The sequence below is a fragment of the Paenibacillus sp. FSL M7-0802 genome (genome assembly GCF_038004945.1).
GTDB classification, from domain to species: domain Bacteria; phylum Bacillota; class Bacilli; order Paenibacillales; family Paenibacillaceae; genus Paenibacillus; species Paenibacillus polymyxa_B.
Map to the genome: position 1 here is coordinate 688,960 of NZ_JBBOSD010000001.1, position 23,046 is coordinate 712,005.

General features: G+C 46.7%; 24 protein-coding genes. 7 read left to right on the plus strand and 17 right to left on the minus strand.

All coding sequences use genetic code 11. The features are described 5' to 3' along the window. Nucleotides 1-110: 110 nt before the first annotated feature. From MHB54_RS03465 to MHB54_RS03480, 4 genes are all read right to left on the minus strand, one after another. Nucleotides 111-332, minus strand: coding sequence for a hypothetical protein (locus MHB54_RS03465; protein WP_023988044.1), 222 nt, complete (start codon nucleotides 330-332; stop codon nucleotides 111-113). Nucleotides 333-471: 139 nt separating this feature from the next. Beyond that, a complete protein-coding gene (locus tag MHB54_RS03470) occupies nucleotides 472-816 on the minus strand; it encodes a hypothetical protein (RefSeq protein ID WP_007429850.1) in 345 nt (114 codons plus the stop codon). Nucleotides 817-917: 101 nt separating this feature from the next. Beyond that, the gene (locus tag MHB54_RS03475; RefSeq protein WP_023988043.1) at nucleotides 918-1,490 is read right to left on the minus strand and encodes a xanthine phosphoribosyltransferase; all 573 of its coding nucleotides are present in this window, start codon (nucleotides 1,488-1,490) and stop codon (nucleotides 918-920) included. 84 nt (nucleotides 1,491-1,574) lie between these two features. Beyond that, the gene (locus tag MHB54_RS03480) at nucleotides 1,575-2,180 is read right to left on the minus strand and encodes a DedA family protein (protein ID WP_023988042.1); all 606 of its coding nucleotides are present in this window, start codon (nucleotides 2,178-2,180) and stop codon (nucleotides 1,575-1,577) included. Between the two features lie 141 nt (nucleotides 2,181-2,321). Between MHB54_RS03480 and MHB54_RS03485 the strand changes: the two genes are divergently transcribed. Next, entirely contained in the window at nucleotides 2,322-3,428 is a 1,107-nt protein-coding gene (locus MHB54_RS03485; protein WP_023988041.1) for a YkvI family membrane protein, read from the plus strand. On the opposite strand, the gene MHB54_RS03490 is transcribed toward MHB54_RS03485, so the two are convergent. Continuing rightward, nucleotides 3,425-4,549 (minus strand): glycosyltransferase family 4 protein, encoded by a 1,125-nt coding sequence (locus MHB54_RS03490; protein WP_023988040.1) that lies wholly within the window; start codon nucleotides 4,547-4,549, stop codon nucleotides 3,425-3,427. The two genes, MHB54_RS03485 and MHB54_RS03490, sit on opposite strands and share 4 nt — an antisense overlap. Before the next feature lie 206 nt (nucleotides 4,550-4,755). Here MHB54_RS03490 and MHB54_RS03495 point away from each other — a divergent pair, with 206 nt between their 5' ends. After that, a complete protein-coding gene (locus MHB54_RS03495; RefSeq protein ID WP_023988039.1) occupies nucleotides 4,756-5,937 on the plus strand; it encodes a GGDEF domain-containing protein in 1,182 nt (393 codons plus the stop codon). A 125-nt stretch (nucleotides 5,938-6,062) separates the two neighbouring features. Here the strand turns inward: MHB54_RS03495 and MHB54_RS03500 are convergent, their stop codons facing one another. Both MHB54_RS03500 and MHB54_RS03505 read right to left on the minus strand, forming a co-directional pair. Then, nucleotides 6,063-6,845 carry a pseudouridine synthase gene (locus MHB54_RS03500; RefSeq protein ID WP_023988038.1) on the minus strand — a complete coding sequence of 261 codons (783 nt, stop codon included), beginning with the start codon at nucleotides 6,843-6,845 and terminating at the stop codon, nucleotides 6,063-6,065. After that, entirely contained in the window at nucleotides 6,842-8,506 is a 1,665-nt protein-coding gene (locus tag MHB54_RS03505) for an RsmB/NOP family class I SAM-dependent RNA methyltransferase (protein WP_023988037.1), read from the minus strand. The genes MHB54_RS03500 and MHB54_RS03505 overlap by 4 nt, the downstream gene beginning before the upstream one ends. Nucleotides 8,507-8,669: 163 nt before the next feature. Here MHB54_RS03505 and MHB54_RS03510 point away from each other — a divergent pair, with 163 nt between their 5' ends. Then, nucleotides 8,670-9,197 (plus strand): thioredoxin family protein, encoded by a 528-nt coding sequence (locus MHB54_RS03510; protein ID WP_013309735.1) that lies wholly within the window; start codon nucleotides 8,670-8,672, stop codon nucleotides 9,195-9,197. Nucleotides 9,198-9,287: 90 nt separating this feature from the next. Here the strand turns inward: MHB54_RS03510 and MHB54_RS03515 are convergent, their stop codons facing one another. From MHB54_RS03515 to MHB54_RS03525, 3 genes are read right to left on the minus strand one after another with little or no spacing between them, the layout of a single operon-like run. Beyond that, nucleotides 9,288-9,857, minus strand: coding sequence for a DUF309 domain-containing protein (locus MHB54_RS03515; RefSeq protein ID WP_023988036.1), 570 nt, complete (start codon nucleotides 9,855-9,857; stop codon nucleotides 9,288-9,290). Continuing rightward, complete coding sequence (locus MHB54_RS03520; protein ID WP_023988035.1) at nucleotides 9,858-10,670, minus strand: GTP pyrophosphokinase; 813 nt, start codon at nucleotides 10,668-10,670, stop codon at nucleotides 9,858-9,860. Nucleotides 10,671-10,704: 34 nt separating this feature from the next. Then, nucleotides 10,705-11,799, minus strand: a complete 1,095-nt coding sequence (locus MHB54_RS03525; RefSeq protein WP_023988034.1) for a quinone-dependent dihydroorotate dehydrogenase — start codon at nucleotides 11,797-11,799, stop codon at nucleotides 10,705-10,707. A 218-nt stretch (nucleotides 11,800-12,017) separates the two neighbouring features. On the opposite strand from MHB54_RS03525, the gene MHB54_RS03530 reads away from it, so the two are divergent. Continuing rightward, a complete protein-coding gene (locus MHB54_RS03530; protein WP_023988033.1) occupies nucleotides 12,018-12,164 on the plus strand; it encodes a hypothetical protein in 147 nt (48 codons plus the stop codon). Between the two features lie 27 nt (nucleotides 12,165-12,191). On the opposite strand, the gene MHB54_RS03535 is transcribed toward MHB54_RS03530, so the two are convergent. From MHB54_RS03535 to MHB54_RS03545, 3 genes are all read right to left on the minus strand, one after another. Next, nucleotides 12,192-13,616: a L,D-transpeptidase gene (locus MHB54_RS03535; protein WP_034095011.1), complete on the minus strand. Its 1,425-nt coding sequence runs from the start codon at nucleotides 13,614-13,616 to the stop codon at nucleotides 12,192-12,194. Nucleotides 13,617-13,881: 265 nt separating this feature from the next. Further along, nucleotides 13,882-14,124: a ferredoxin gene (locus MHB54_RS03540; protein ID WP_023988031.1), complete on the minus strand. Its 243-nt coding sequence runs from the start codon at nucleotides 14,122-14,124 to the stop codon at nucleotides 13,882-13,884. A gap of 161 nt (nucleotides 14,125-14,285) precedes the next feature. Then, entirely contained in the window at nucleotides 14,286-15,566 is a 1,281-nt protein-coding gene (locus tag MHB54_RS03545; protein ID WP_023988030.1) for a DNA polymerase IV, read from the minus strand. Nucleotides 15,567-15,858: 292 nt separating this feature from the next. On the opposite strand from MHB54_RS03545, the gene cimA reads away from it, so the two are divergent. Then, nucleotides 15,859-17,475 (plus strand): citramalate synthase, encoded by a 1,617-nt coding sequence (gene cimA / locus MHB54_RS03550; protein ID WP_023988029.1) that lies wholly within the window; start codon nucleotides 15,859-15,861, stop codon nucleotides 17,473-17,475. A gap of 38 nt (nucleotides 17,476-17,513) precedes the next feature. On the opposite strand, the gene MHB54_RS03555 is transcribed toward cimA, so the two are convergent. The 4 genes from MHB54_RS03555 to MHB54_RS03570 form a co-directional block, all read right to left on the minus strand. Next, on the minus strand, nucleotides 17,514-18,158 hold the full coding sequence (locus MHB54_RS03555) for a TlpA family protein disulfide reductase (protein WP_023988028.1): 645 nt from the start codon (nucleotides 18,156-18,158) through the stop codon (nucleotides 17,514-17,516). A 171-nt stretch (nucleotides 18,159-18,329) separates the two neighbouring features. Next, entirely contained in the window at nucleotides 18,330-19,067 is a 738-nt protein-coding gene (locus MHB54_RS03560) for an exonuclease domain-containing protein (protein ID WP_023988027.1), read from the minus strand. Then, nucleotides 19,064-20,146, minus strand: coding sequence for a DUF294 nucleotidyltransferase-like domain-containing protein (locus tag MHB54_RS03565; protein WP_023988026.1), 1,083 nt, complete (start codon nucleotides 20,144-20,146; stop codon nucleotides 19,064-19,066). Before MHB54_RS03565 ends, MHB54_RS03560 begins: the two co-directional genes overlap by 4 nt. A 48-nt stretch (nucleotides 20,147-20,194) precedes the next feature. Beyond that, nucleotides 20,195-21,598, minus strand: a complete 1,404-nt coding sequence (locus MHB54_RS03570; RefSeq protein WP_023988025.1) for an ammonium transporter — start codon at nucleotides 21,596-21,598, stop codon at nucleotides 20,195-20,197. 295 nt (nucleotides 21,599-21,893) lie between these two features. Here MHB54_RS03570 and MHB54_RS03575 point away from each other — a divergent pair, with 295 nt between their 5' ends. Both MHB54_RS03575 and MHB54_RS03580 read left to right on the plus strand, forming a co-directional pair. Then, nucleotides 21,894-22,325 (plus strand): MerR family transcriptional regulator, encoded by a 432-nt coding sequence (locus tag MHB54_RS03575; RefSeq protein WP_023988024.1) that lies wholly within the window; start codon nucleotides 21,894-21,896, stop codon nucleotides 22,323-22,325. A 40-nt stretch (nucleotides 22,326-22,365) separates the two neighbouring features. Beyond that, complete coding sequence (locus MHB54_RS03580) at nucleotides 22,366-23,037, plus strand: zinc metallopeptidase (RefSeq protein WP_023988023.1); 672 nt, start codon at nucleotides 22,366-22,368, stop codon at nucleotides 23,035-23,037. The last annotated feature ends 9 nt before the right edge of the window (nucleotides 23,038-23,046 follow it).

The following is a 23,046-nucleotide window of genomic DNA, read 5'->3' on the forward strand; positions in this document are numbered from 1 at the left end:
GCACGTCCTCTCTGTTGGATTTCCCTTCATTACTGTGTCCGATTTAGAGTTTCTGTATGCCTAATGAATCGCTCAGTTATTTTTATCCAACACCCATTTGGAACCCCTTCCTAACCCAGATCTATCGGATTGTGACGCGGCTCGCCGAACGGCTGGTATGTATAACTGCGATCCAACTTGACCACACGTCGATTCTGGCGGCGAATAAGCACCTGTTCATCATCCCATGCCAGTACAATGCCAACAACATCGTTGGACTCCAATCCATCGCGTACGACACGCACCTTTTCACCGGAGAGTCGATAAGCATCCAATTCTTCGTCCATAATCATCCTTGTCCCCTCCTTATTCACTTTTTTAACACAGCAACCATGATTCTATATACATGAAAAAAGTTTAAAAAGAGACCTAAACAATCATTTAGGTCTCTTCTCTCTTACTACTTATATGGATTGCCAACAGAGCGACAAATTATCCCGACTGGTTTACACTGTGATCATGTTCTTTTGTATCGTTCTTCTCGTACCAGAAGTCCAGCACTTGTGCAGACAACACTCGCTGATCTACATACTCCACTTGGTGAGCAGTAAATTCTTCTTTCCAAGAGAAGGACAATTCTTCGCATAGGTTAACCAACGTCAACAACTCAGACCAGGCCACATAGCGTTTATACCAAAAAAACTGAGGATGTTCAATCATATAGGGATACAAATCGTCGAATTCCGTATGCTTACAATCCAAGGCACGCTCAAAGTGTACTTTAGCCGCTGCCAGTTTTTCCAGAAAAAACTGTTCGGTCAATTGTTCTTTCCCCATGTTGCTGCCTCCTCTCCAAAACCTTATCTATATTATAAGCGAAATTGAAGCTCATGCAAAGGTTATTATTAGAAATAAGGATCAGGAGTTTTGAATTGTTACTATTCAGCAAACTCAATCTTGCCGTCAGCTAACGACGAAATTTTGACCAATGACTCTACACGAATACCCTGCTCACGGATGGTTCTCGCTCCGGCCTGAAAGCTTTTTTCCACCGCGACACCGAATCCAATCAACTCCGCTCCGGAGCGTTGAATGATTTTAACCATGCCTCGTGCCGCATCACCATTAGCGATAATATCATCAATGAACAGAACACGATCATCTTCGTGAATAAATTGACGAGACAGCATAATATCCGTAACAATACCTTTAGTAAACGAAGGTACGCGTTCACATAGCGCGTCTGGATCAGCTAATAGGGTCTTTTTACGACGAGCAAATACCAACGGTACACCCAATTCCAATGCTGTCGCAAACCCGATGGCAATGCCTGAGGACTCCACGGTCACTACTCTGGTGATCTTCTCTTCCCGGAAACGTGCTGCGAACTCTCGTCCCATTGCCATTGTCAGCTCTGGATCAACCTGGTGATTAAGCAAACCATCCAGCTTCAGCACCTGATCTGATGCAATCACGCCTTCATTTAAAATTCGTTTCTTTAATACTTCCATTACATGACCTCCCACGACATTCCTATGCGGTAAAAGTACCATACTTCACCCGCCGCTTTCAAGCTGTAGCTGCTTTCCATGCGGTCATGTGACATTTTTTTTACGCTTGTTCCAGAACCATGCGGTGATTCCTCCCACAACGATTAAAAGAATAACGACCAGCCCTATCCGATGCGTCACCTTCTCCATTAGCTTCGCCACCTGCTCCCAATGCATGCCCACCGCATGTCCAATCCCCAAAAATGTACCGCACCACAGCAAAGCTCCTGCTGATGCATAACTGATATAGCGAAAAACGCCTAGACGGGTTGTACCTGCCAGATATGAGGATACATGTCTCAAGCCGGGGACAAAATATCCGAACAGGATTCCCCAGGTACCATAGCGCCCAAACCAATTTTCAGAAGAGGCAATTCTAGAAGGCGTAAGCCTCACCCATTTTCCGTATCGATGCAAAAGTGGTTTGCCCAGCAGACGCCCCAGGGTGTAGCTAAGCATCATACCCGTCATACTACCGAAAAATGTGACTGCCAGTGCAGCAATGAAGTTGTAGTGCCCTTGAGACACGAGCCCGCCGAAGGCGATCATTAGCACTTCGTCGGGTATCGGCATACCCGCTACTCCAAGTGCAAGCAAACCGAACATTGCCAAATATCCGTATTCCAGTATCCATGCAAGGATTTGACCCATAAATTACGCTCCCGTCAAGCTATTCATTAAATTCACTTTAATTATTTTCAGTCTCATCCAGTCATGTCCTATTTCAGTTGAACATAGTTTGTATTATATGCTCGCTGCAGCGTTATTCAAGCAGGCAAGGAGGGACTGGGGATGAAACGTAATATTCATGTTTTCCAGATTGCTTTTACATACATCGGTACAATCGTCGGTGCCGGATTTGCTACCGGACAAGAAATTCTGCAATTTTTTACGCAGTACGGTCGTTGGGCTACACTCACTATTATGCTATCCACAATCATATTTGTATGGTTGGGTACGAAAATGATGCTGATCGCTCATGATATTTCAGCCAAATCCTACGAGGACCTGAACAAACATCTTTTTGGCGCCAATGCCGGGAAATGGATTAGCTGGTTCACACTCATCGTGCTGATTGGCGTAAACAGCGTCATGCTGGCAGGAGCTGGCTCTGTTTTTGTAGAGCACCTTCACCTGCATTACCAAACCGGACTGCTTATTACACTGATTGGAACTTATTTGCTGCTAAGTAAAGGCATTAAAGCCATCTTGCACATGAACACCGTGGTTGTCCCTTTGATGATCATCATGTCTCTTCTGCTCGTTCACAGCACGCTCTCCATGCCTAATCCTCAGAGTTTTATTACGAATACGACAGATCACAGTACATTTCGAACCTTGCTCTCTCCACTGCTGTACACGTCCTTCAACCTGACTATGGCCCAAGCCGTGCTTGTACCACTTGGCAGCCAAACCTTTTCCCGAAGAACCATCCGCTGGGGCGGAGTTTTGGGAGGAATTGGTGTCGGATTTATGCTGATGGCTGCGCACTTTGCCATGTCAGCACATATGCCGGGTATTCAGCAATTTGAAATCCCTATGGGAAGCATTGCTTACCGTCTGGGTGCCTTTGTCGAAATCATATACATTCTACTCATTTTCATGGAAATCTTCAGTACCTTTGTAGCCGACATTTATGGAGTCAGTCTGCAAATTCGTCAGCATGTCCAAATTTCGCCCAAGCTCATCACACTATTCATTATGCTCACCTGTTTTTTAATCAGTCAGTTCGGCTTCAGTTCACTGTTATCTGTCCTTTATCCTATTTTCGGAATGCTCAGTCTGATGTGGGTTAGTAAACTGATCATAGCAGGACGCGGGAGACCTTTCCGTTCCTCACGTCCTCGCTCCAGCTTTCGGCATTCCGATTCCAAACCAGGTGATACTCGTCATGGTTAATGTGGAAATTTCAAATACATTTTCTTCAACTCGTTAACCGCTCGACTTAAAGAATAGCTTGATTTAGCCTTATCACAGGCAGATCTAGCCAGCTCATAACGATAGGCAGGGTCAGCAATGACCTTCTCTAAAGCGTCTGCCAGTGCCCTCGGATTGTCGGGTGGCACGAGCAGGCCATTTACCCCATCCTCAATCTGCTCCGGTATTCCTCCCACTTCTGTACCTACCAATGCCAGACAACTCAACGCTGCTTCCGCAAATACCGAACCAAAGGCCTCCGCCCGAGAAGGCAAAACAAATACATCAAAGAAAGGCATAAACTCTTCTGGATGAAGGGTATATCCATAAAAAATCGTCTCATGGTATATATCGAGCTGTCGTGCCATCTCTTCCAGCTCAGGGCGAACCGGACCGTCTCCAATAATATGAAGCACAAATTCCAGATTTCTTTTTTTAAGTTCAGCACAGGCCCGCAATAAAATATCCAGTCCTTTCGCCGGAACAAGGCGGCAAACGGTTATGAGCTGTGTCACTTCATTTTCGTGTGGAATGGGCTTGAAGCGCTTCTCATCATATCCGTTCGGAATGACTGCAATGTCTTGCGGATTCTGAACGTAAGGAGTTAAGTAATGCTGAAAAGAATGAGATACCGCTATCAAGCGATCCGCCTTCTGCTCCATTTCCCCATACAGTGACACCAAGAATTGGTGTTCAGGCCCGTTCTCCTCTATTTTCCCGTTTAGAATTAACTCCTTCTCATAGGAAGAGTGAATCGTCTGTACGAGCGGAATGTCAGGAAAAACAGTTTTCATGGCGATTCCGGCAATAGGATGATGGGCATGAATGAGGTCATAGGGCTTCTGAATACGAAGCCGTGTCCACCACAAATAGTCACGGTACGTCTGAATATATTTTTGGACGATTGGATATTGTTCATATCTCGTCCAGTCAAAGGTATCAAAAGTTACTTCGTCCCTACCCTTGTTGCGAATCCGTTTAGGGATTGAAAATAGCTCCATTTCCCAACGGGGGGATGTAAATCGCTCTTGCAGATATGGAATCATGGATGAAACGCCTCCCGGTTGCTCGGGTGGGAAAAAGAGAGCCTGTAGCAATTTCATGACGTGCTTCCCCTTTCAAGCATTAAACTGCCCGGATCACAGATTGTATGTATAGGTTTCCGGATTTTCTGAAAGATGATATATTGAGAATAAATGTTAGTCACAAAAGAAAATTATAACATTTTAAATGGGATAAATCCTGTCTATTGTATCGGAACGGTATCATCCGTTCAATAGATTGACTACTTTTGCAAATGGAGTCGGTGATGTTGACGTTGTTGTCCTTATCGGGAACCTTGGGTTTCCCATCTCTGGCCGGGGCCGTAAGTGCAGCCTGCGGTTTGTATATTATACTCATGATGGCACTGATGTGCGTGATCATATATAGCAGACAACGAAAAAAAGCCTATATCCTTTTTTCGGTTGCCGCTATTATTATTATGACATATGAAGCCATGAATCTCTATTCAGCAGGCGGAGGCAAGATACAACTCCAAGGAATCGTGTGGAAAAATGCGCTGGAGGCATCTGCCTTCGTGCTCATCAATGCCGCCGTATTTCAACTCTACCGGAAGCTGAAACGTGTGCAGACATGGACCCTGCTGCTGCTGGGTGCGTTATTGATATTGCCGGTTATTGCTTGGACTGCAGGTTTGTTGCCCGCTTGGATCAGCGCAGCGAAACTAGTTGGGTTCACTCTGTTTTATCGAGTACTGGTACTTATACTGAGCCTTGTGTTCATAACCCCACGAATCGGACAGCCAAAGAAGTATGTAGCGGGCTTATTCATGTATTTGCTCTGGCTCGGCTATTTGTGGCTGCGAAATGACATCCCTGAAGAAGCAGGCAGGTCAAACGCAGTCCTGTATATGTCATTTTTACCATTGCTGTACTATACTACGTTGTTCATCATCCTGTTTGAACGGATTGTGGAGCTGCTCCAAAGGATTTACCGTTCTTCCATCACCGATGGTCTGACAGGGCTGTATAACCGCAAATATTTTTCGGGACGACTACGGCGATATATGGATCAAGGAATCCGCGTGTCGGTCATTTTTTGCGATATTGACAATTTCAAAAAGCTGAATGATACGCAGGGCCATGCTCGTGCGGATGAAGTACTCAAACAGGTCGCACAGATTATGGAGGATGAACTGGATGAAATCGGACTGACCGGACGATACGGTGGCGAGGAACTGGTCGCAATGGTTGTGGATCGACGTGCCAAGGTTGGACATGTCGCAGAACGTATCCGCGAGCGGGTCGCGGAAGAAAGCATTGTCACGATCAGTGTCGGATACAGTACAGTGAAGAAAGAAATGAACCCGGATGAACTGGTCAAGCAGGCCGATCAAGCAATGTACATATCCAAAACGACAGGTAAAAACAAGGTTACAGCTTATAAAGTAGCCGAAGTGAAAAAGAGTCGGGCAGCACGCGCACAATAATTCGTAACCTGCAATTCAGTGTTGAACGTTGAGTTTGAATAATTCTCTGTCTGGTTGCCTATATCATAAAATGACGCACAGGAATCTCATAAGAACCTGTGCGTCATTTATATTTAATCTGCCTATCATACTTCTGACGTCGCAGATGCTATATCCCGGCCGATCCATGCCAGTTCTTCACTAGTCAGCTCTCGATAGCTGCCCAGTGGAAGCTGTTCATCCAGCTTCAATGGCCCCATGGCCGTTCTTTTCAAATAGGTCACCTTTTTACCAACCGCCTCGAACATACGCTTCACTTGATGAAACTTACCCTCATGGATTACAAGCGAAATATAGGAAATGACTTCTCCATCTGCCTGGTACGGATGTTCGTGACGAAGAATGGTCAACTGCGCGGGAAGGGTAACATACCCATCATCCAGTTCCACTCCTGCTGTAAATTGATGAATATCCTCCTCCGTGACATGACCCGACACGGTAGCCTCATACGTTTTAGGGACATGCCGCCGTGGAGAAAGTAGTTCGTGCGCTAGCTTACCGTCGTTGGTCAACAACAATAGTCCTTCTGTATCTTTATCTAAGCGTCCTACTGGAAAGGGCTCAAAATGTCGTTCTTCCGCACTCAGCAAATCCAACACCGTCCGCTCCCTCGTATCTTCAGTTGCAGATATGACGCCCGGTGGCTTGTGCAGCATGATGTAAATATACTCCCGAAAAACAACAAGTTCCCCGTTCACTTCAATCTGATCCTGGTAGGGATGAACCTGTAAGCCGCTATCCTTGGTGGTTCTCCCGTTTACCGTGATCATCCCTTGCTTCACCTGTCTCTTGATATCACTACGGGAGCCATATCCCATATGGGTTAAAACTTTGTCCAAACGTTGCGTTTGTCTTCCTTTTCCACTCATACCGATGTCCACCTCCAGCCTGTAGGGTATTCATTTTTGAGCATGCCGTCCTGCCATTTGCCCCACCCAGCCGAATAACCATCAATGCACACGAGAGTATAGCCTTTGGGCTGGACTTCGTTCCGCAGTGCCATTCTCTCAACGGGGATGGACAAGGTCTCACCTTTTAAATACCGGATGGCCTCAGCATCTGAACTGGAGAGATTGATGCTTCTAACCGCCTCTGAAGGGCGTAATGCCACCGCCAGCGGATGTGAAGGCACAAAGCGACCATTCTTGTCGGTACCCATAAACCAGCCTGGTCGCACCACCTTAAGGCCGTCCAAACGATGTGATGCCAGTGGCGACTGATAAATGCGATCTCCGTAAACCACCGTATAGCCTGTTAAGCACACCTCCAGTTGCTCCTTCACAAATTGGTGATAGGACTCCAGCACATCCTGTGGGGAGCGTGCAGCGGATTTTACATTTTCTTTGCCAGAACGGGACTTATTGCCACCCAAGCCGCGCGCGGACTTTCCTTTACCGGACTTCCCGTCCATTCCTTTACCACTTCGTTTAGGCTCACCAGTCGCATGTCTTCCTTGACCGCTTGGCGTCAGCGCTTCCTTGACGGACAAAAACTGCTTCTTCCGTGGATACACTGCATCTATGTTCAATGCCCTGTCATTCTTGTCCTCACGTTGAGTCAAATCCCCGGATTCAGTGTGATCTTCCATCGCAGCAGCATTGCCACCCCGATGTTGCAACACAGCGATAAAATGGCCTTCTCCCTCTACGAGATGCGGCCAAAGGCGTGCTGTTCCCCGCAGTTCAGGGTGTGCTGCCGCGACCTCTTCACTCATCCATTCCGGATGACCTGGTGCAAAGCCTGCTTCCGACGGAACAGGGACTACGTCAAAATCGGGATGAGCTCCCAGAAATTCTGCGATCATTCCTTCGTTTTCTTCTGGCGCAAAGGTGCAGGTCGAATAGACAATTCTCCCTCCTGCGCTCAGCATTGAGGCCGCTACACGCAAAATGTCCCGTTGCATGACTACACATTTATCCACCGAATGCGTCTCCCATTGTTTTGCCATATCCTCATCCTTGCGGAACATACCTTCTCCCGAGCAAGGTGCGTCAATTAGTATCTTGTCAAAAAAATGTGGAAAGGCAGCGGCGATTCGATCCGGGCTTTCATTCAGTACCACGGCATTACGCACACCGTACAATTCCACATTTTTAGCCAACGCTTTGGTTCGGTCCGCGCTAATATCATTTGTCACCAATACGCCGCTTCCTTGTAGTTTGGCAGCTATTTGGGTCGATTTCCCGCCCGGTGCAGCGCACAAGTCCAATACAGCTTCGTCCTGAGCTACATTGAGTAGCTCAACTGGAGACATTGCACTCGGTTCCTGTACATAGTACAGCCCCGCATGGTAGTAAGGATGTAACCCCGGCTTTGTACCGTGCGGAATGTAGAAACCCGTGGCACACCACGGAATCGGCCGCAGTTCGAACGGAGAACGTTCCTTAAAGTCCTCCATCGGAATTTTTAACGTATTGACGCGAATCCCGGCATGGGGCGTGTGGTCATAGGCGGTCATAAATGCTTCAAATTCGTCGCCGAGCAATTGCTCCATGCGCTTTACAAATGCTGTGGGGAGCTGTACACCCATAATCGTAATCATCCTGTCCTTTTAAAATAAATTTTATTGTACCATATTCAACCTGTTATCCTGCAATATCGGTGTGATTTACAAACTTTCACTACAAGCTGTAATGTTGTATAATAATGAGATTCATAGCTACATATTTTGAATTTTGATAGGAGAGATTGCATTGAACGCACAAAAATCCAACAAAAAAAAGCTTATACCTGTCATCGGCTTTTTTGTTGTGCTGGTCATTTTGCTTGGAGTGCTACTCGCTTTAAATTCAGGCACTAAGAACAAGCTGTATGGCGTTTCCACAGCCTCGTTAAATCCTGCTACTCAAGAGTTGCTGAATGACCCGAACTATCAGCAAATTATTAAGCCGGAAGATCTACAGAGCAAAATTGATAAAAAGGAAAACTTTTTCGTCTATCATTTCGCGTCCGACTGTGTGCATTGCCGCGCCACTACTCCCAAGCTCTTGCCTTTGAGCAAGCAGGAGAACATCACGATGCACGAATTTAACCTGCGTGAGTATGAGGATGGCTGGGACAAGTATAAGATTGAGTATACCCCTACGCTCATTTATTACGAAAAAGGCGTGGAAAAGGAACGTATGGTAGGCGGGTTGAAGGAAAGTCCTTCGGACAATGGGTACACACTCGACGATTTCAAAGCCTTCTTTGAGAAATATAAAAAGAACGTAACCTCCTAGTCAAACGTTCACACACCTGAAACGATAAAGCAGCCCGATCCCCATGAAACGGATCGGGCTGCTTGCTTACCATGTGCATGTGCTTCAAACTCAAGGCGCATCCTTCGTTTCCACCGAGACAAAGCCCGATCCGCCAGCGGCCTGTCTTCGCCTAATTGAAGCTTCCAGCGCCTGCTGACGCTGCTCATGCTTTTCCCCACGCCGAGGACCTCTCTGCTGCGGGATGTTGACTGGAATGGACGACGATGCCTTCTCCACGGCACGGCGCAACCCGGGCTCGACGATTTCAATCGTCAAATCCCGATAAACCGGCGGTTGGTGCTGAAGCTCTTCCGTGCAGGTCATAACAGCTTCAGCAAGCTGACGGGCGCAAACGCGCGCCTCGTCCACCAGTTTCGCCATATTAATGCCCAGCGCCTGCGAAGGAGCATATTCCAGCCGGTGGACCGCACTATCCAGCATCATATGTCCACCACGATAGTTACCATTCCGAAAATGATACAGTCCTACAGCAACTTGCAGCAAACCTTTATATACAGGGTCACGGTCCAGCTTAAGCCACAGCTCTTCCAGTACCTCATGACATTCAAAGTAATCCCGATCCCGATTGAAGTATACCAAATAAGTCACGTACAGCGGTTCGTAGGAAAGGTTTGCCATTTAATATTCATCCCTGTCTTCTTCCTTGGTAGAGGCTTCTAGCATCTCTTTAACCTCATCGTGAAGCAGCTTGATTCCTTCCATGTCGTGCCGTTCCCACAGTTCATTAAATCTGCGCTGCGCATCAATCGTTTCACTGATCTTATGGTAGAAATACAGCCGATGCATACCTGTTAGCACTTTGGATACGATATTGGCTTCATCCTCGAACTTTTTCTGCGCTTCCAATATTTCAAGACGCATGGAAGACATCTCATTATCCAATACAAAGGCTGCCTCAGCTGCCTTTTTCAACCGTGTGCGCATATTATCAGGCAAGCTTTCACGATACTTATAGCTAAGAGAATGCTCAATAGTTGCCCAAAAATTCATAGCCAACGTACGGATTTGAATCTCTGCCAGCACGATTTTCAACCCCACTGCTGTCTGAACCGGATACTCCACAATCATATGAAAGCTGCGATAGCCGCTGTCTTTATAATTGGTGATATAGTCCTTTTCATACAGTACGGTCAAATCCTTACGTCTTCTGATGTATTCGGCCACCCGCCGAATATCCTCTACAAATTGACACATAATGCGAATGCCTGCAATATCCTCGATTCCCGTCTCCAGCTGATCAGAAGGAACTTGTAATCTCTTCGCCTTATCGAGGATGCTTGATATTTTTTTAACCCGTCCGGTTACGAATTCGATAGGAGCGTATTCCTCGCGCTTTTTCAGCTCCGCACGCATTGTTTTGAACTTGACCTTAAGCTCTTCCACCGCCTGATCGTATGGCAGTAAAAATGTTCCCCAGTCTCTTCCGTCCATCCCCGTACCTCCTGTCTCTTCCGACAACACTTTTTTATCTGTGATCTGCACCAACAGCCTCGTTAATGTGTCTAAAGCCGTCCTTTCGAAGCAGCTCACGCAGGCCAGCATGTATAGCCCTATTTACTTCCGGCCCTTCGTAGATCAATGCTGTATAAATTTCAATCAGGCTTGCGCCTGCTTTAATTTTGTCATAGGCATCACGACTCGTGAAGATGCCGCCTGATCCGATAATAGGCAGCTTACCTTCCGTCTGGCGATACACCCGTCCGATGACCTCTGTGGAACGGTCACGCAGCGGCTTACCACTCAGCCCTCCTGTTTCACTCGCATTTCGGTGCGTCAGACCAGCTCTGGATATTGTTGTATTGGTCGCAATAATGCCGTCTACTCCACTGGCAGCAATCGCGTCTGTCATATATTCCAATTCCTCATCCGATACATCCGGCGCAATTTTAACTAGTACAGACTTGGCATTGCCATACTTTTTCGCCTGGACTCCCATCTCTGCCCGAACCGCTTCCAATAGCGACTTCAGTTCATGACCATGCTGGAGCTTTCGTAAATCCGGCGTATTCGGCGAGCTAATATTCACTACAAAGAAGTCCGCATATGGATACAGTGCAGAAATACACTTTTCATAGTCCTTATGAGCATCCTCATTGGGCGTGAGTTTATTTTTACCGATATTAACTGCGACCGGAACAGGTCGATGTTTGAGTGCAGCCAGACGTTTGGCCATGCTCTCAGCACCCAGATTGTTAAAGCCCATCCGATTAACTAACGCCTCATCGGGAGGCAGTCGGAACAAACGAGGTCGATCATTGCCGGGCTGTCCCACAGGTGTCACCGTTCCCACTTCCATAAATCCAAACCCGATGGAAGAAAAACCAGTAACCGCTTCTGCATTTTTATCCAGTCCTGCAGCCAGTCCAATCGGGTTGGGAAAATGAATGCCAAACAGATCAACGGCAAGATCCTCCGTTTCCTTGACTCCGTACATCCCTCGCAGTGTCGCTGCTCCACCAGGGAGTGAACCCGCATGTTTTAAGCCGTCAATGACTACATGATGGGCCGTCTCTGGACTCATTTTAAAAAAAACAGGTTTAGCAATCCTTCGATACAACACGATTCATCCACTCCGTTCTATGCCCTTGCACAATCCTAAAAAAACATCTCTACAAAATAGTTTAGCTTTTTCCATACCAAAAAGAAAGTAATTTGCGAGGTGTAGTATCAGAACAATTCAGTTGTCATGGAGATGTCATTGAAAATGTATAATCAAACCATTTACAATGGACATAGTAAGACAAGACCTTAGCCCGTTAGAAAAGAGGGATTGCTGATATGAAGACCAAGCGCAAGCCGCCCAGTCTGCAAAAGAAAAAGGATGAGGTGAACAAGAAAGCGATTGTATGGACCGCCGTCAGCTTTGTTCTCCTCATCATTGTGATTATTCTGGTCATTGTTTTAGCACAAGCAGGAAATCGTTAAACACCAAGTAGCAATAGCATCAAAACGTTAATTTAACCAGTGATAGGTTTTGCGGGGATTCGTCTGGTCATGCTGCGGCTCACTTGTAAATCGAGAACCAGGCACCAGCACTTGATCAGGCAATCCCCCGTTACCAATGACCACCTCCGTACCCGAAGGTACGAGTGCAAACAATTCCTCCACATCCTCTTTACCCATTCGGACGCAACCCAACGACTCATTTTTGCCAATGCTGTCCGGCTCGTTCGTGCCATGAATGGCATAATTCGTTGCAGACAGTTGCATTCCACGACTACCAAACTCACCGTTGGATTTACCGTTCGGATTTACTACTTTATCGGTAATCACAAATTTCCCTTCTGGTGTTCTTTCTCCACCCAAACCGATAGGATAATTTCGAATAAGTACATTGCCACTTACCAGGGCGAGCCTGTGCTTAGATTTGTCCACCACAATTCGCAGCGGTTGCCCCAGAAAAGGTCGTCCGTGCAATGACGATGCCAGTAATGGACTGCTTTCGGCCGACGAGTCAGCGTCTAAATCTACTGCCTTCCCTGTTCCCTGTCCAGGTGAAGCAAGTAAATTACGCACAGGTGTAAAAGCCTTCTTCATCCCGTCTGTCGTACCGTACATCGTGTTAGCGGGAAAGTCTCGAGTCAGTTCATCAAGACTCTGGGGAAGACGTTGATGCTGTGAGCGAAAAGCACGCATGGAGCTATTCAACACAGCTAATTCCTCCTGTCCAGCAGCCCATTTTAGACCTGCTTTGCGAAGATTTTCACTGTCTGATGGCTTGCAAGCACACGCAGCGGCGTCGTAAGACTGAACAGCTAATCCGCCGTTTCCTTTGTTCTGTACACTAAGTAATGGCTTCATGCCCTCTCTCCAGAGCAGCCACGAGCCCCCTTGCTCCATGCCCAACACCGTAGTCTTGGACGGCAATCGGCTAGTCTTAGCCAACATATCAGTAAGCCCCGTTCCAGCTCCACTCCCTTTTCGAGCTTGAGCCGTAAACACACCACCAACCACACCGATCTGGGCCATCTCCTTCGGATCAGCAGTGGCCACTTTCGTAACTTCAATATTATCAATTGCTGCCTGCTCAGTTCCGGATGGAACAGATGTATTTTCATTTGAGGGTCTCGGTGAATTGGCTGAAGGAACCCATATGAGCAGTAGTACCATTAACGCAGTTAACAGGTGGCGTGTTCGAGCCGTCCTTCGCTCCTTCTCCTTGGACATCTGAACCAGTTTATCCTGATATTCCATCCATACGTCTGCCGGAATCTGTTTATGCTCGAAGGCTTCGAACACTTCTCCTGCGCGATTGAAGCAATAATTTGCTTTGCCCTCCTGACCGCTGCTCTCATACTCTTTGCCGAGTAAATACCAGGCCATTTTATTATCAGGGTGTTTTTTTACATACGATTTAAGATGAGGCGAATGGTTCATCGGATCCTCCTGATCGTGTAATCTTGCATACTTCCTATTATGTATATCGGTAAAAATAGACTCGATGGACAGCACATAAAAAAAACGTCTATCGATGGACTTTCACGGAAGCCAGACCGCGTTTGGCAGAAGTTTTTTTAGATTATAGAATGGCTCAGCTCCGCTGAACCATTCTATAATCTAAAAAAACAGCACCGACAGCTTACTTTCACCGTTATACGGCGAAGGGAGCTGTCGGTGCTGTGCCTATCAAAGAAGCCTACGCTTAACCTTCTTTATTGAACGGCTCGTCTGCTACTTTAATGGAATCTGTAGGGCAACCGTCACAAGCATCCTGCATATCATCAAACAAATCATCCGAGATTGCCTTGATGCCTTGGTTTGCATCCCCTTCAAAGATCACTTCAGCCAAACCTTCATCATCATAATCATAAATGTCAGGTGCTGTAGCGCCACAGGCTCCGCAAGCAATGCATGTATCTTTTTCTACCCAAGTGTATTTAGCCATAACTTTTCTCTTCCTCCTATACAATCAAACAAACCAGCTTTTACATTCTATTCACATATTAATACAAACCCAATATTATTACAAATTATTTTCCTTTATCCTTCGTGTAAAAAATGCTTATAACGTAAGCTTCTGATGCTTGCAATAATCTATCCAAAAGCTCACTCCGGAGTTGGTAGATTGTCTTTTTGCAGCGAAGTTCCGCGCAGCTTGGAGTTGCGCAGAAGTACCGAAGGATCATCTCCCAGCATCCCAGCGGTCAAAATTGCATTTTCACCAAACTTATCGCGCAGTGCATCCATCGTCTTCAATAAGCTTTCTTTCTTAGGCTGATCCTGGTATTCAAATAGATCCATTTGAACGGCCGCTTCCTCCTTTGGAATGAGCTGCTGTAACGTAATTCCCAGTAAGCGTACAGGCTTATCTTCTCCCCAATGGCGACGATACAACGCACAAGCTTCCTTATATATGTCCTCTGCACTTTCCGTAGGAGTGCTCCTGACTTGAGAACGCGTAAAGGTCTTCATATCCGGCGTCCGAATCGTCAATTGTATACCTCCTGCCAGCATACCGTGTCGTCGAAGCCGCCGGGCCACCTGATCACTAATGTTAAGAAGTACCCGTTGGGCTTCTTCCAGCTTTACCACATCCATAGGCAGGGTAGTCGTGTGACCAATGGACTTGTTTGGCTCCCGTTCAGTGCTGACTGGTGAATGGTTAATTCCGTTAGCGGCCAATTTTAACCACGAACCCGTCACACCAAATACGCCAACCAGCATATGCTCATCGGCCTTAGCCAGCTGCCCAATGGTACGAATATTCATTTGTAGAAGCTTATCTGCCGTTTTGCGGCCCACACCAAACAATTGACCACAAGGAAGGTTCCACAAAATATTGGGTACATCACGCAAACGTAGAATAGATATCCCGCGTGGTTTTTTCAGATCAGAAGCCATTTTGGCCAGCAACTTGTTAGGAGCAACTCCAATTGAACAGGGCAGGCCCAGCTCGTCTTCTACTCTGCGCTGGATTTCCTCAGCAATTTCCATAGGTGTTCCAAACTGTTTGGAGCCAGAAATATCCAGATAGCACTCATCAATTGAAGTCGCTTCAAGCATAGGCGTATACGAATATGCAATGCTCATAAATGCTTTGGAATAACGACGATACAAGTGAAAATCAGGCTGTATTACAATGAGCTGTGGACAGATCCGGCGAGCCTGCTGAACGACCATCCCTGTTGAAATACCCAATCGTCGGGCTTCATAAGAGCAGGTTACAATTACACCTTTGCGCAGCTCACTACTGCCTGCCACCGCGGTAGGCAGTCCCTTATATTTCTCCGGCTCCTCCGCTGCATGAACGGAACAATAAAATGCATTCATATCCACATGCAGAATAACTCGCCCACCAGCCGGATAATAAGCACTGACATCTTTCATGCTCAACCCTTCTTTTTAACTGTAAATTCACCCATCATCGCGGGAATATGTGTTTTGATTTTATACTTGAGACACTTTTAAATGCTATTTCTATTTTACATAAAAATAATGGTTTTGCGGCTAAAAATGATAATTATATATTACAATTGAAGTCATAAGTTGATATAATCGACTAACATACGAACACGACAAACTAACGCTTTCCTGTTTTTAAGCGTTAAACAACTAAATTAATGTGCTTAAAAAAGCAGAGCATCACCAATCTGAGCAATCCGCAAAGGAGGAGTCCCTCATGTCCACCGCTATTTCTATCTTTGACACAACGCTGCGAGACGGCACTCAAGGAGAAGGAATTAGCTTGTCTGCTGATGACAAATTGAAAATCGCCAAAAAACTCGATGATCTCGGTGTTCATTATATTGAAGGCGGGATTCCCGGAAGCAACAGCAAGGATATCGAATTTTTCAAACGGGTACAAGAGCTGGGCCTTCAGGCAAAGATTGTCGCCTTTGGCAGCACGCGCCGCAAAGATAGCATCGCAGCACAGGATGTCAATCTGCAACGAATTCTGGAATCCGGCGCTCAGGCTGCTACACTTGTGGGTAAATCATGGGATTTTCATGTACACACCGCCTTACAGACGACACTGGAGGAAAATCTGTCTATGATTTACGACTCCATCGCCTTTTTAAAGCAAGGGGGCATGGAGGTTATTTTTGATGCCGAACATTTTTTTGACGGATATAAAAACAATCCCGAGTATGCAATGGCCGTTATGAAAAAAGCTGAAGAAGCAGGCGCGGATTGGCTCGTGATGTGCGATACAAACGGCGGTACCCTACCACATGAGATTCAGGAAATTGTCACTATGCTGCAAAGCCAGAGAACGAGGTCACAGTTGGGTATTCATACACACAATGACTGCGAATTGGCAGTAGCGAACTCTCTAAGTGCTGTACAAGCAGGCGCAAGGCAGGTTCAGGGTACCATCAACGGCTACGGTGAACGGTGTGGTAACGCTAACCTGTGCTCCGTCATTCCTAATTTGCAGCTCAAGCTGGGCTACGACTGTCTAGATATTGAAAAGTTAAATCAACTCCACAATACAGCCCGCTTTGTGAGCGAAGTCGCCAACGTCAATATGCCTGTGAACCAGCCTTATGTTGGCAATGCAGCTTTTGCCCATAAGGGGGGCATCCACGTGTCAGCCATTCTACGCGACTCGCGAACTTATGAGCACATCGCTCCTGAACTCGTGGGGAACAAGCAGCGGGTTTTGGTCTCCGAACTGGCCGGGCAAAGCAACGTGGTATCCAAAGCGCAAGAGCTGGGCATCACCCTTGACCCATCCAGTGATGAGGCACGTGGCGTAATTAGCCGCATCAAGGAACTGGAGCATCAGGGATACCAGTTTGAAGGCGCGGATGCTTCGCTGGAACTGCTCATTCGTGAAGCAGGCGGTGAAGTGAAGGAAATGTTCTCTTTTGAGTCCTTTAAAGTGCTGGTAGAGAAAACAGCCGGCCGCCCGGTCGTATCCGAGGCATTCTTGAAACTGAATGTCGCAGGGACGAGTGTCTATACCGCAGCTGAAGGCAACGGTCCTGTCAACGCGCTCGATAACGCACTCCGCAAGGCTCTTTCTCAGTATTTCCCTGCCTTGCGGGACATGCATTTGGCTGACTACAAGGTACGTGTGCTTGACGAAAAGGATGCCACCGCCGCCAAGGTACGTGTGCTCATTGAGTCTAAAAATTACGAGGACGTCTGGAGTAACGTAGGTGTATCTGAAAATGTAATTGAAGCCAGCTGGGAAGCTCTCTTGGACAGTTTCCGTTACGCATTGTTGGAAGCACCAACTCCAAAAAACGATCAGGCAGAGCTTACTCATCATGGATTAGTTAATCACTAATCAGGTGCTCGCATGAGCTATAAGGTGCCTTTGGCGGTCTACTCGGCTCCCAAAGACACCTTCTTTTTTTGAAGAGTTTTTATTTTGCGTTCCAACTCCTGCTCACTGAGCATGCCGATTATGATTTCGCGGACCTGTCCATGATGATCAACCAGTACATGGGTCGGAAAAGCCACCCCTCCAAATCGTTCAAACAATGCTCCTTGCTCATCAAGTAAAATGGGAAATTGGAGATCCAAAGAGCGGGAAAACTTCTGTACATCCTCCAATCGATCATAGCGAGTTACATTGATACCATAAACATCCACATCATCTTTGTACTTACTATACAACTCATTCAGCATAGGTGCTTCTAATCGGCACGGGTCGCACCACGAAGCCCAAAAGCTAATAACCAAAGCTTTATTGCGCGTAGCCCCTACATCGTAGGACTTGCCATTTAACCCCTTTAAAATCATAGAAGGAAGCCGTTGACCAGGCTTTATCTTTTTCATTACCTCTACCGCATGTGTTTCAGCCTCTACCTCTTTCTCAGCTTCAAGTCTTTCTCTACCATATTCCTCTTTTAATGGTACATTTTTTATAGACAGGCTTGCTGCATAAGTTGTGTTTGCAATAACTCCCCATGAAGCCCCAACCACAACCAGCATAACCATCGCTCTGATGAAAAGAAATCTTTTCACGTCTTATCACCTGTCTTTCATCTAAATGACCCTTACCTTCTCCATAGGATGCCCATACTGTTCCCACCTCTAACCTTCTAAATCTGAACAGGACGCAAAAAAAACAGCAAACCCACGAAATCGCGAACTTGCTGTTTTTATGTGTATATGAATGCTATGCCTTGTACTGAATCAGGCATGACTTAAATGCGCGTAGACATCTGCCAAATTGGTCACGTTACGCTTCAGCATTTCCTGAACATACGCAACCCACAGCTTAGCCGTCATTTTCGCATCCTCTAACGCATGGTGCCGCCCTTCAATCGGAATGGATTGGTAGGCCAACAATTCATCCAAACTGTAGGTTTGATGTTGCTGTGGCTCGAGCCATTTGGCAAGCATCATCGTATCCAGAACACGATGAGTCAATTGGACTTTAGATGTTTTCCATAATGCAGCATTCAAAAAGGCCTTATCATGAGCGCTAGCATGTGCTACAAGTACTCGCCCACCTACAAAGGACATAAAGTCGTGCAGTCCATTCATAAGTGGTGGAGCTTGATCCGTCATTTCCCGGGTAATCCCAGTTAGCTCGGTAATGTGCTCAGGAATCACAGTCCGTGGATTAACAAGCGTATAAAACTGCTCTTTTTCCATAATCATGTCCCCGACAACCCGAATCGCCCCGAACGATAAAATCTCATCTCCATGCTGTGCTGAAAATCCCGTTGTCTCCAGATCAAAAACTACCGTCTCCAAACGATCCAGCGGGGTCCGCAATACTTCAGAGCGCCGTTGCTCCCGGGTTAAGGAGCGAATAAACGCCATCTGCTGAGCCGTAGGAGCCCCCATTACAGATGCGATCGCAGACGGCACTCCTCCTCTGCGGAGAGCGCTCCAGAAGCCACTTCCCTGCGCTGGTTCCTTCATGACCTTCTCCCTTCCATAAATCGCAACTGCCTTTGCAACGCACGATGCAGCCGTCGTACCGTCGAAAGCGCCTCGCGCAACTCATGCCAGCCTTTACCTTGTTTCAGCGGCTTTACAGCCAGGTAGCCATTGCTGACCAGCAATCCATCATTCTCCTTCACTGGCGTAGCCATTCGTAGCTGAAGCGCAATCCGAAAGGCTCGCTCGCAAGCATCGAGTAAAGGCAACGGTGCCGCTTCCAGCGATGCGAGACGACTGAGCCTTTTGAAGGTAGAGGTTTCCTCCACACCATGTTGCAATGCCAAAAAACGGACTGCGTTCACCAGCGGAATGTACAACCCGTATTTCACATCAAAATCGCCCGCATGCTCACCGAAGCGCTCGGTAACGATCTGACCTAAAATATTAAGTGTCGCTTTATGCCTCACTGTGTTCCTAAGTACCGCCGAGGGTAAATCAGGATGTTTTCGGAACAACTCATAAAAACTTCGTTTCCAGTTTGCAGATAGTCGCTCATCTCCAGCGATATGCCTCATATCAGACGAGATAATCAGATAACGGATCGGCTCCCAAGCAAAATCATCCGACCATTTCGTTAGCTGTTTTTGCCATCCAGACAATGTTTGACGCCACAACGGCTCCGAGCACATTACTTTCCCTTCACATTTGGGATATCCCAAATACTCTAACATCGCAGACACTCTGCGACCAAACTCTCTAAAATACAATTCTTTGTCAGCAGATATTGTGTCACTGATAATCATACCGTTATCCTGGTCACTCCACAGCGTCGATTCCGAGCGCCCCATGCTTCCGAAGGCTATAAATGCGTAAGGGACGGGAGGAGGGCCGAAGCCATCCTCAACCATCCCTTTTTCGCACATTTGTACAGCTCTGGCCGCGATGCGGTCATGCATTTCATTCGCCGTTCGTAACCAGTCTGATAACGGAGCGGAGGCTTGGGAAGCCAGCAGCCATTTTTGAGAGTCGACCCTGGCCTGCCTTAGCGATTCAGGTGTATCTGCATGATCTATCGCTTCGGCGGAACTCACCCAAGGGGCCATATTTTGCAGTTCCATACTTCCATCTCCTCCGCTCATCCATACTGGTTCTTTATATTTTACATATTAGTTCACAATTCCAGAACGCTTTTCAGCCTCAGCAACCAACTTCATTTGCTCAGGATACCCGTACGTACCGTGTTCACTGATATCCAGTCCCATCGTTTCTTCCTCTTCCGTAACGCGAATACCCATAATTGCTTTCATCGCACCAAGAATAATGAAGGAAATGACGAACACGAAAGCCAAGGTGCCAATCAGTCCAAGCAGCTGTACTCCTAATTGGGTAAATCCACCACCATAGAACAGACCCGCTTGACCTACACCTGTTATTTTTACAAGCTCAGGAGTAGCGAAGAACCCTGTGGACACTGCGCCCCACATCCCTGCAACACCATGCACGGAGAAAGCATATACCGGGTCATCTACTCTTGCACGCTCAAACCATTGCGCTGTGAAGAAAGTGACGATCCCTGCAACTGCACCAATGACCAGTGCCGCCCAAGGTGCTACAAAGGCACAAGAACCAGTAATGGCAACCAAAGCCGCCAGCACACCATTTAACATAGCAGGAATATCTGCCTTTCCGTATACCATCCAGGATACGAGCAAAGCGAAAACTCCACCTGCCGCAGCAGCAATATTGGTAGTCAAGGCCACATATCCAAAGAATCCGTCGTTCATAGCCGATACCGCACTACCTGGGTTAAATCCAAACCAACCAAACCAGAGAATAATAACACCCAAGATAGAGTACACCTGATTATGACCAGGGATAATGTTCGGCTTGCCATCTTTATTGAACTTGCCCAGACGCGGTTTGAGCAGCAGTGTAGCGACGAGTGCCGCCGTAGCGCCTGTCAAATGGACTACCGTCGAACCGGCATAATCCTGCATTCCCAACTTACCAAGCCAGCCGCCGCCCCACACCCAGTGAGCTACAACCGGATAGATTACGATGGAGAATAAAATACCGAAGATAATGTATACACTTAATTTTGCACGCTCTGCCATCCCCCCGCATGCGATAGAAAGTGATACCGCAGCGAAAGCAAAGTGGAACAAAAACATAATTGTAATCGGAACATCCAGACCTGAAAGAGCATCAAACGATACTGCAGCATCCGTACCACTCATGAAGAAACCCGTCAGTCCCATAAATCCGTTGCCGCCATCATTACCAAAGCCGAATCCAAATCCAAGTGCCCAGAAGGACAAAGCCGCAACACCCGTGGTGAGAATCGTTTTACCAGCGACATGGCCCGCATTCTTCATTCGTGTCGAGCCTGCCTCCAGCAATGCAAATCCCGCTTGCATAAAAAATACAAGTATAAATGCCAAGAACGTAAAGGCCGTGTTTAGCCCAGCTTGAAGTTGAATATTTGTCGGACCGTCAGCAGCAAACGCACCTACCGGAAAAGCTAATACTGTCAGCATGGCCAATAATACAACTAACCACTTTTTTCTCATGAAGCCCACTCCCTCGAATGTTAAGTTTCTTTACATTTCGTGAAATTCTTATTGTCATTATAATCAGAATACATGAAAGTTGACAAGATTTTTTTTATTATGTTAAAAAAATATGGTCCCAAACAATCCATGTCACATTTACTAACTATAAAAGTAGCTTGTTTCTGTCCGAAAAAAAGCATGACGTTTGACTGTATGGTTGGGAATCATGTAAAATATTCTTTATAAACACTCCGTTTGCAAATGCTAATATTGAAGGTTGAACGAAGAGCGCGAGGTGAAGACAGATGGGGATATGAAGCTGTATCGAATTGGTGAGCTAGCCAAGGCGGCTGGTGTCAGCGAACGAACTATTGATTATTACACAAAGCTTGGTTTAATCACACCTGAAGAACGATCATTGAAAAATTATCGGCTTTATAATGATGAAACCTTAAACAGGCTTGAACGTATTAACCAAATGAAACAAGAGAAATATAGCCTCGAGGAAATCAGACAGACACTGATTAAATGGAACTCGGTCGCGGGGGAAGAGCACGTCACGGACAAACTAACGAGTCTAGAGATGCACATGCAGCGTCTGGAACGTGAAGTCAATGAACTACAGCCTCTTCTGGGGCAGCTCAAGCCCGTTCAAGCGCGCAAGTTGCTTACTGGTCTACTACCACAAAGCGCCGCTTGTATCGAAGCTCTGAAGTATCTGCTGGAGCATAGTTCTATGATGTAGATGCCCGGGCTAGTGATGAACAATAATGGAGGGTTGCTTTATGATGGGTATGTATATATTGATTATTCTTGCGTTCGGATTATCCTTATGGGCGCAATTCCGTGTAAAAGGTACTTTTAATAAATGGTCTGATGTCCCAAACGAAAATGGGTTGACCGGTTATGATGCAGCTCGGCACATGCTGGATCGCAATGGTTTGCATGATGTGCCTATTGAACCAGTACCTGGTGCGTTATCTGACCATTATGATCCAATGCAAAGAGTCGTACGGCTGTCCGAGCCCGTTTATTATGAAAAATCCATTTCCGCAGTTGCCGTAGCTTGTCACGAGGTTGGTCATGCCATTCAGCATAAAGAGCATTATCCCATGCTGGCACTCCGTCACCGGATCTTTCCGATCGTAAACTTCGCTTCCGGGATTGCACCGTTTCTGCTGATTGCCGGTTTCTTATTCAGCTACACGAACCTGATTGGCTTGGGTATCATCTTTTTCTCGGCTACTGTCGCTTTTCAATTAATTACATTACCGGTTGAATTCAATGCTTCCAACCGCGCCCGAGAAATTATGGTTTCCGAAGGGTTTATCCGTAGTGATGAAGAACGGGGTATAGCCAAAGTATTAAATGCTGCTGCATTAACTTATGTGGCTGCAGCTCTCGTTTCCTTGCTGGAACTAATCCGCTTAATCGGTATCTTTAACAGCCGGGATTAATTGCTTGTA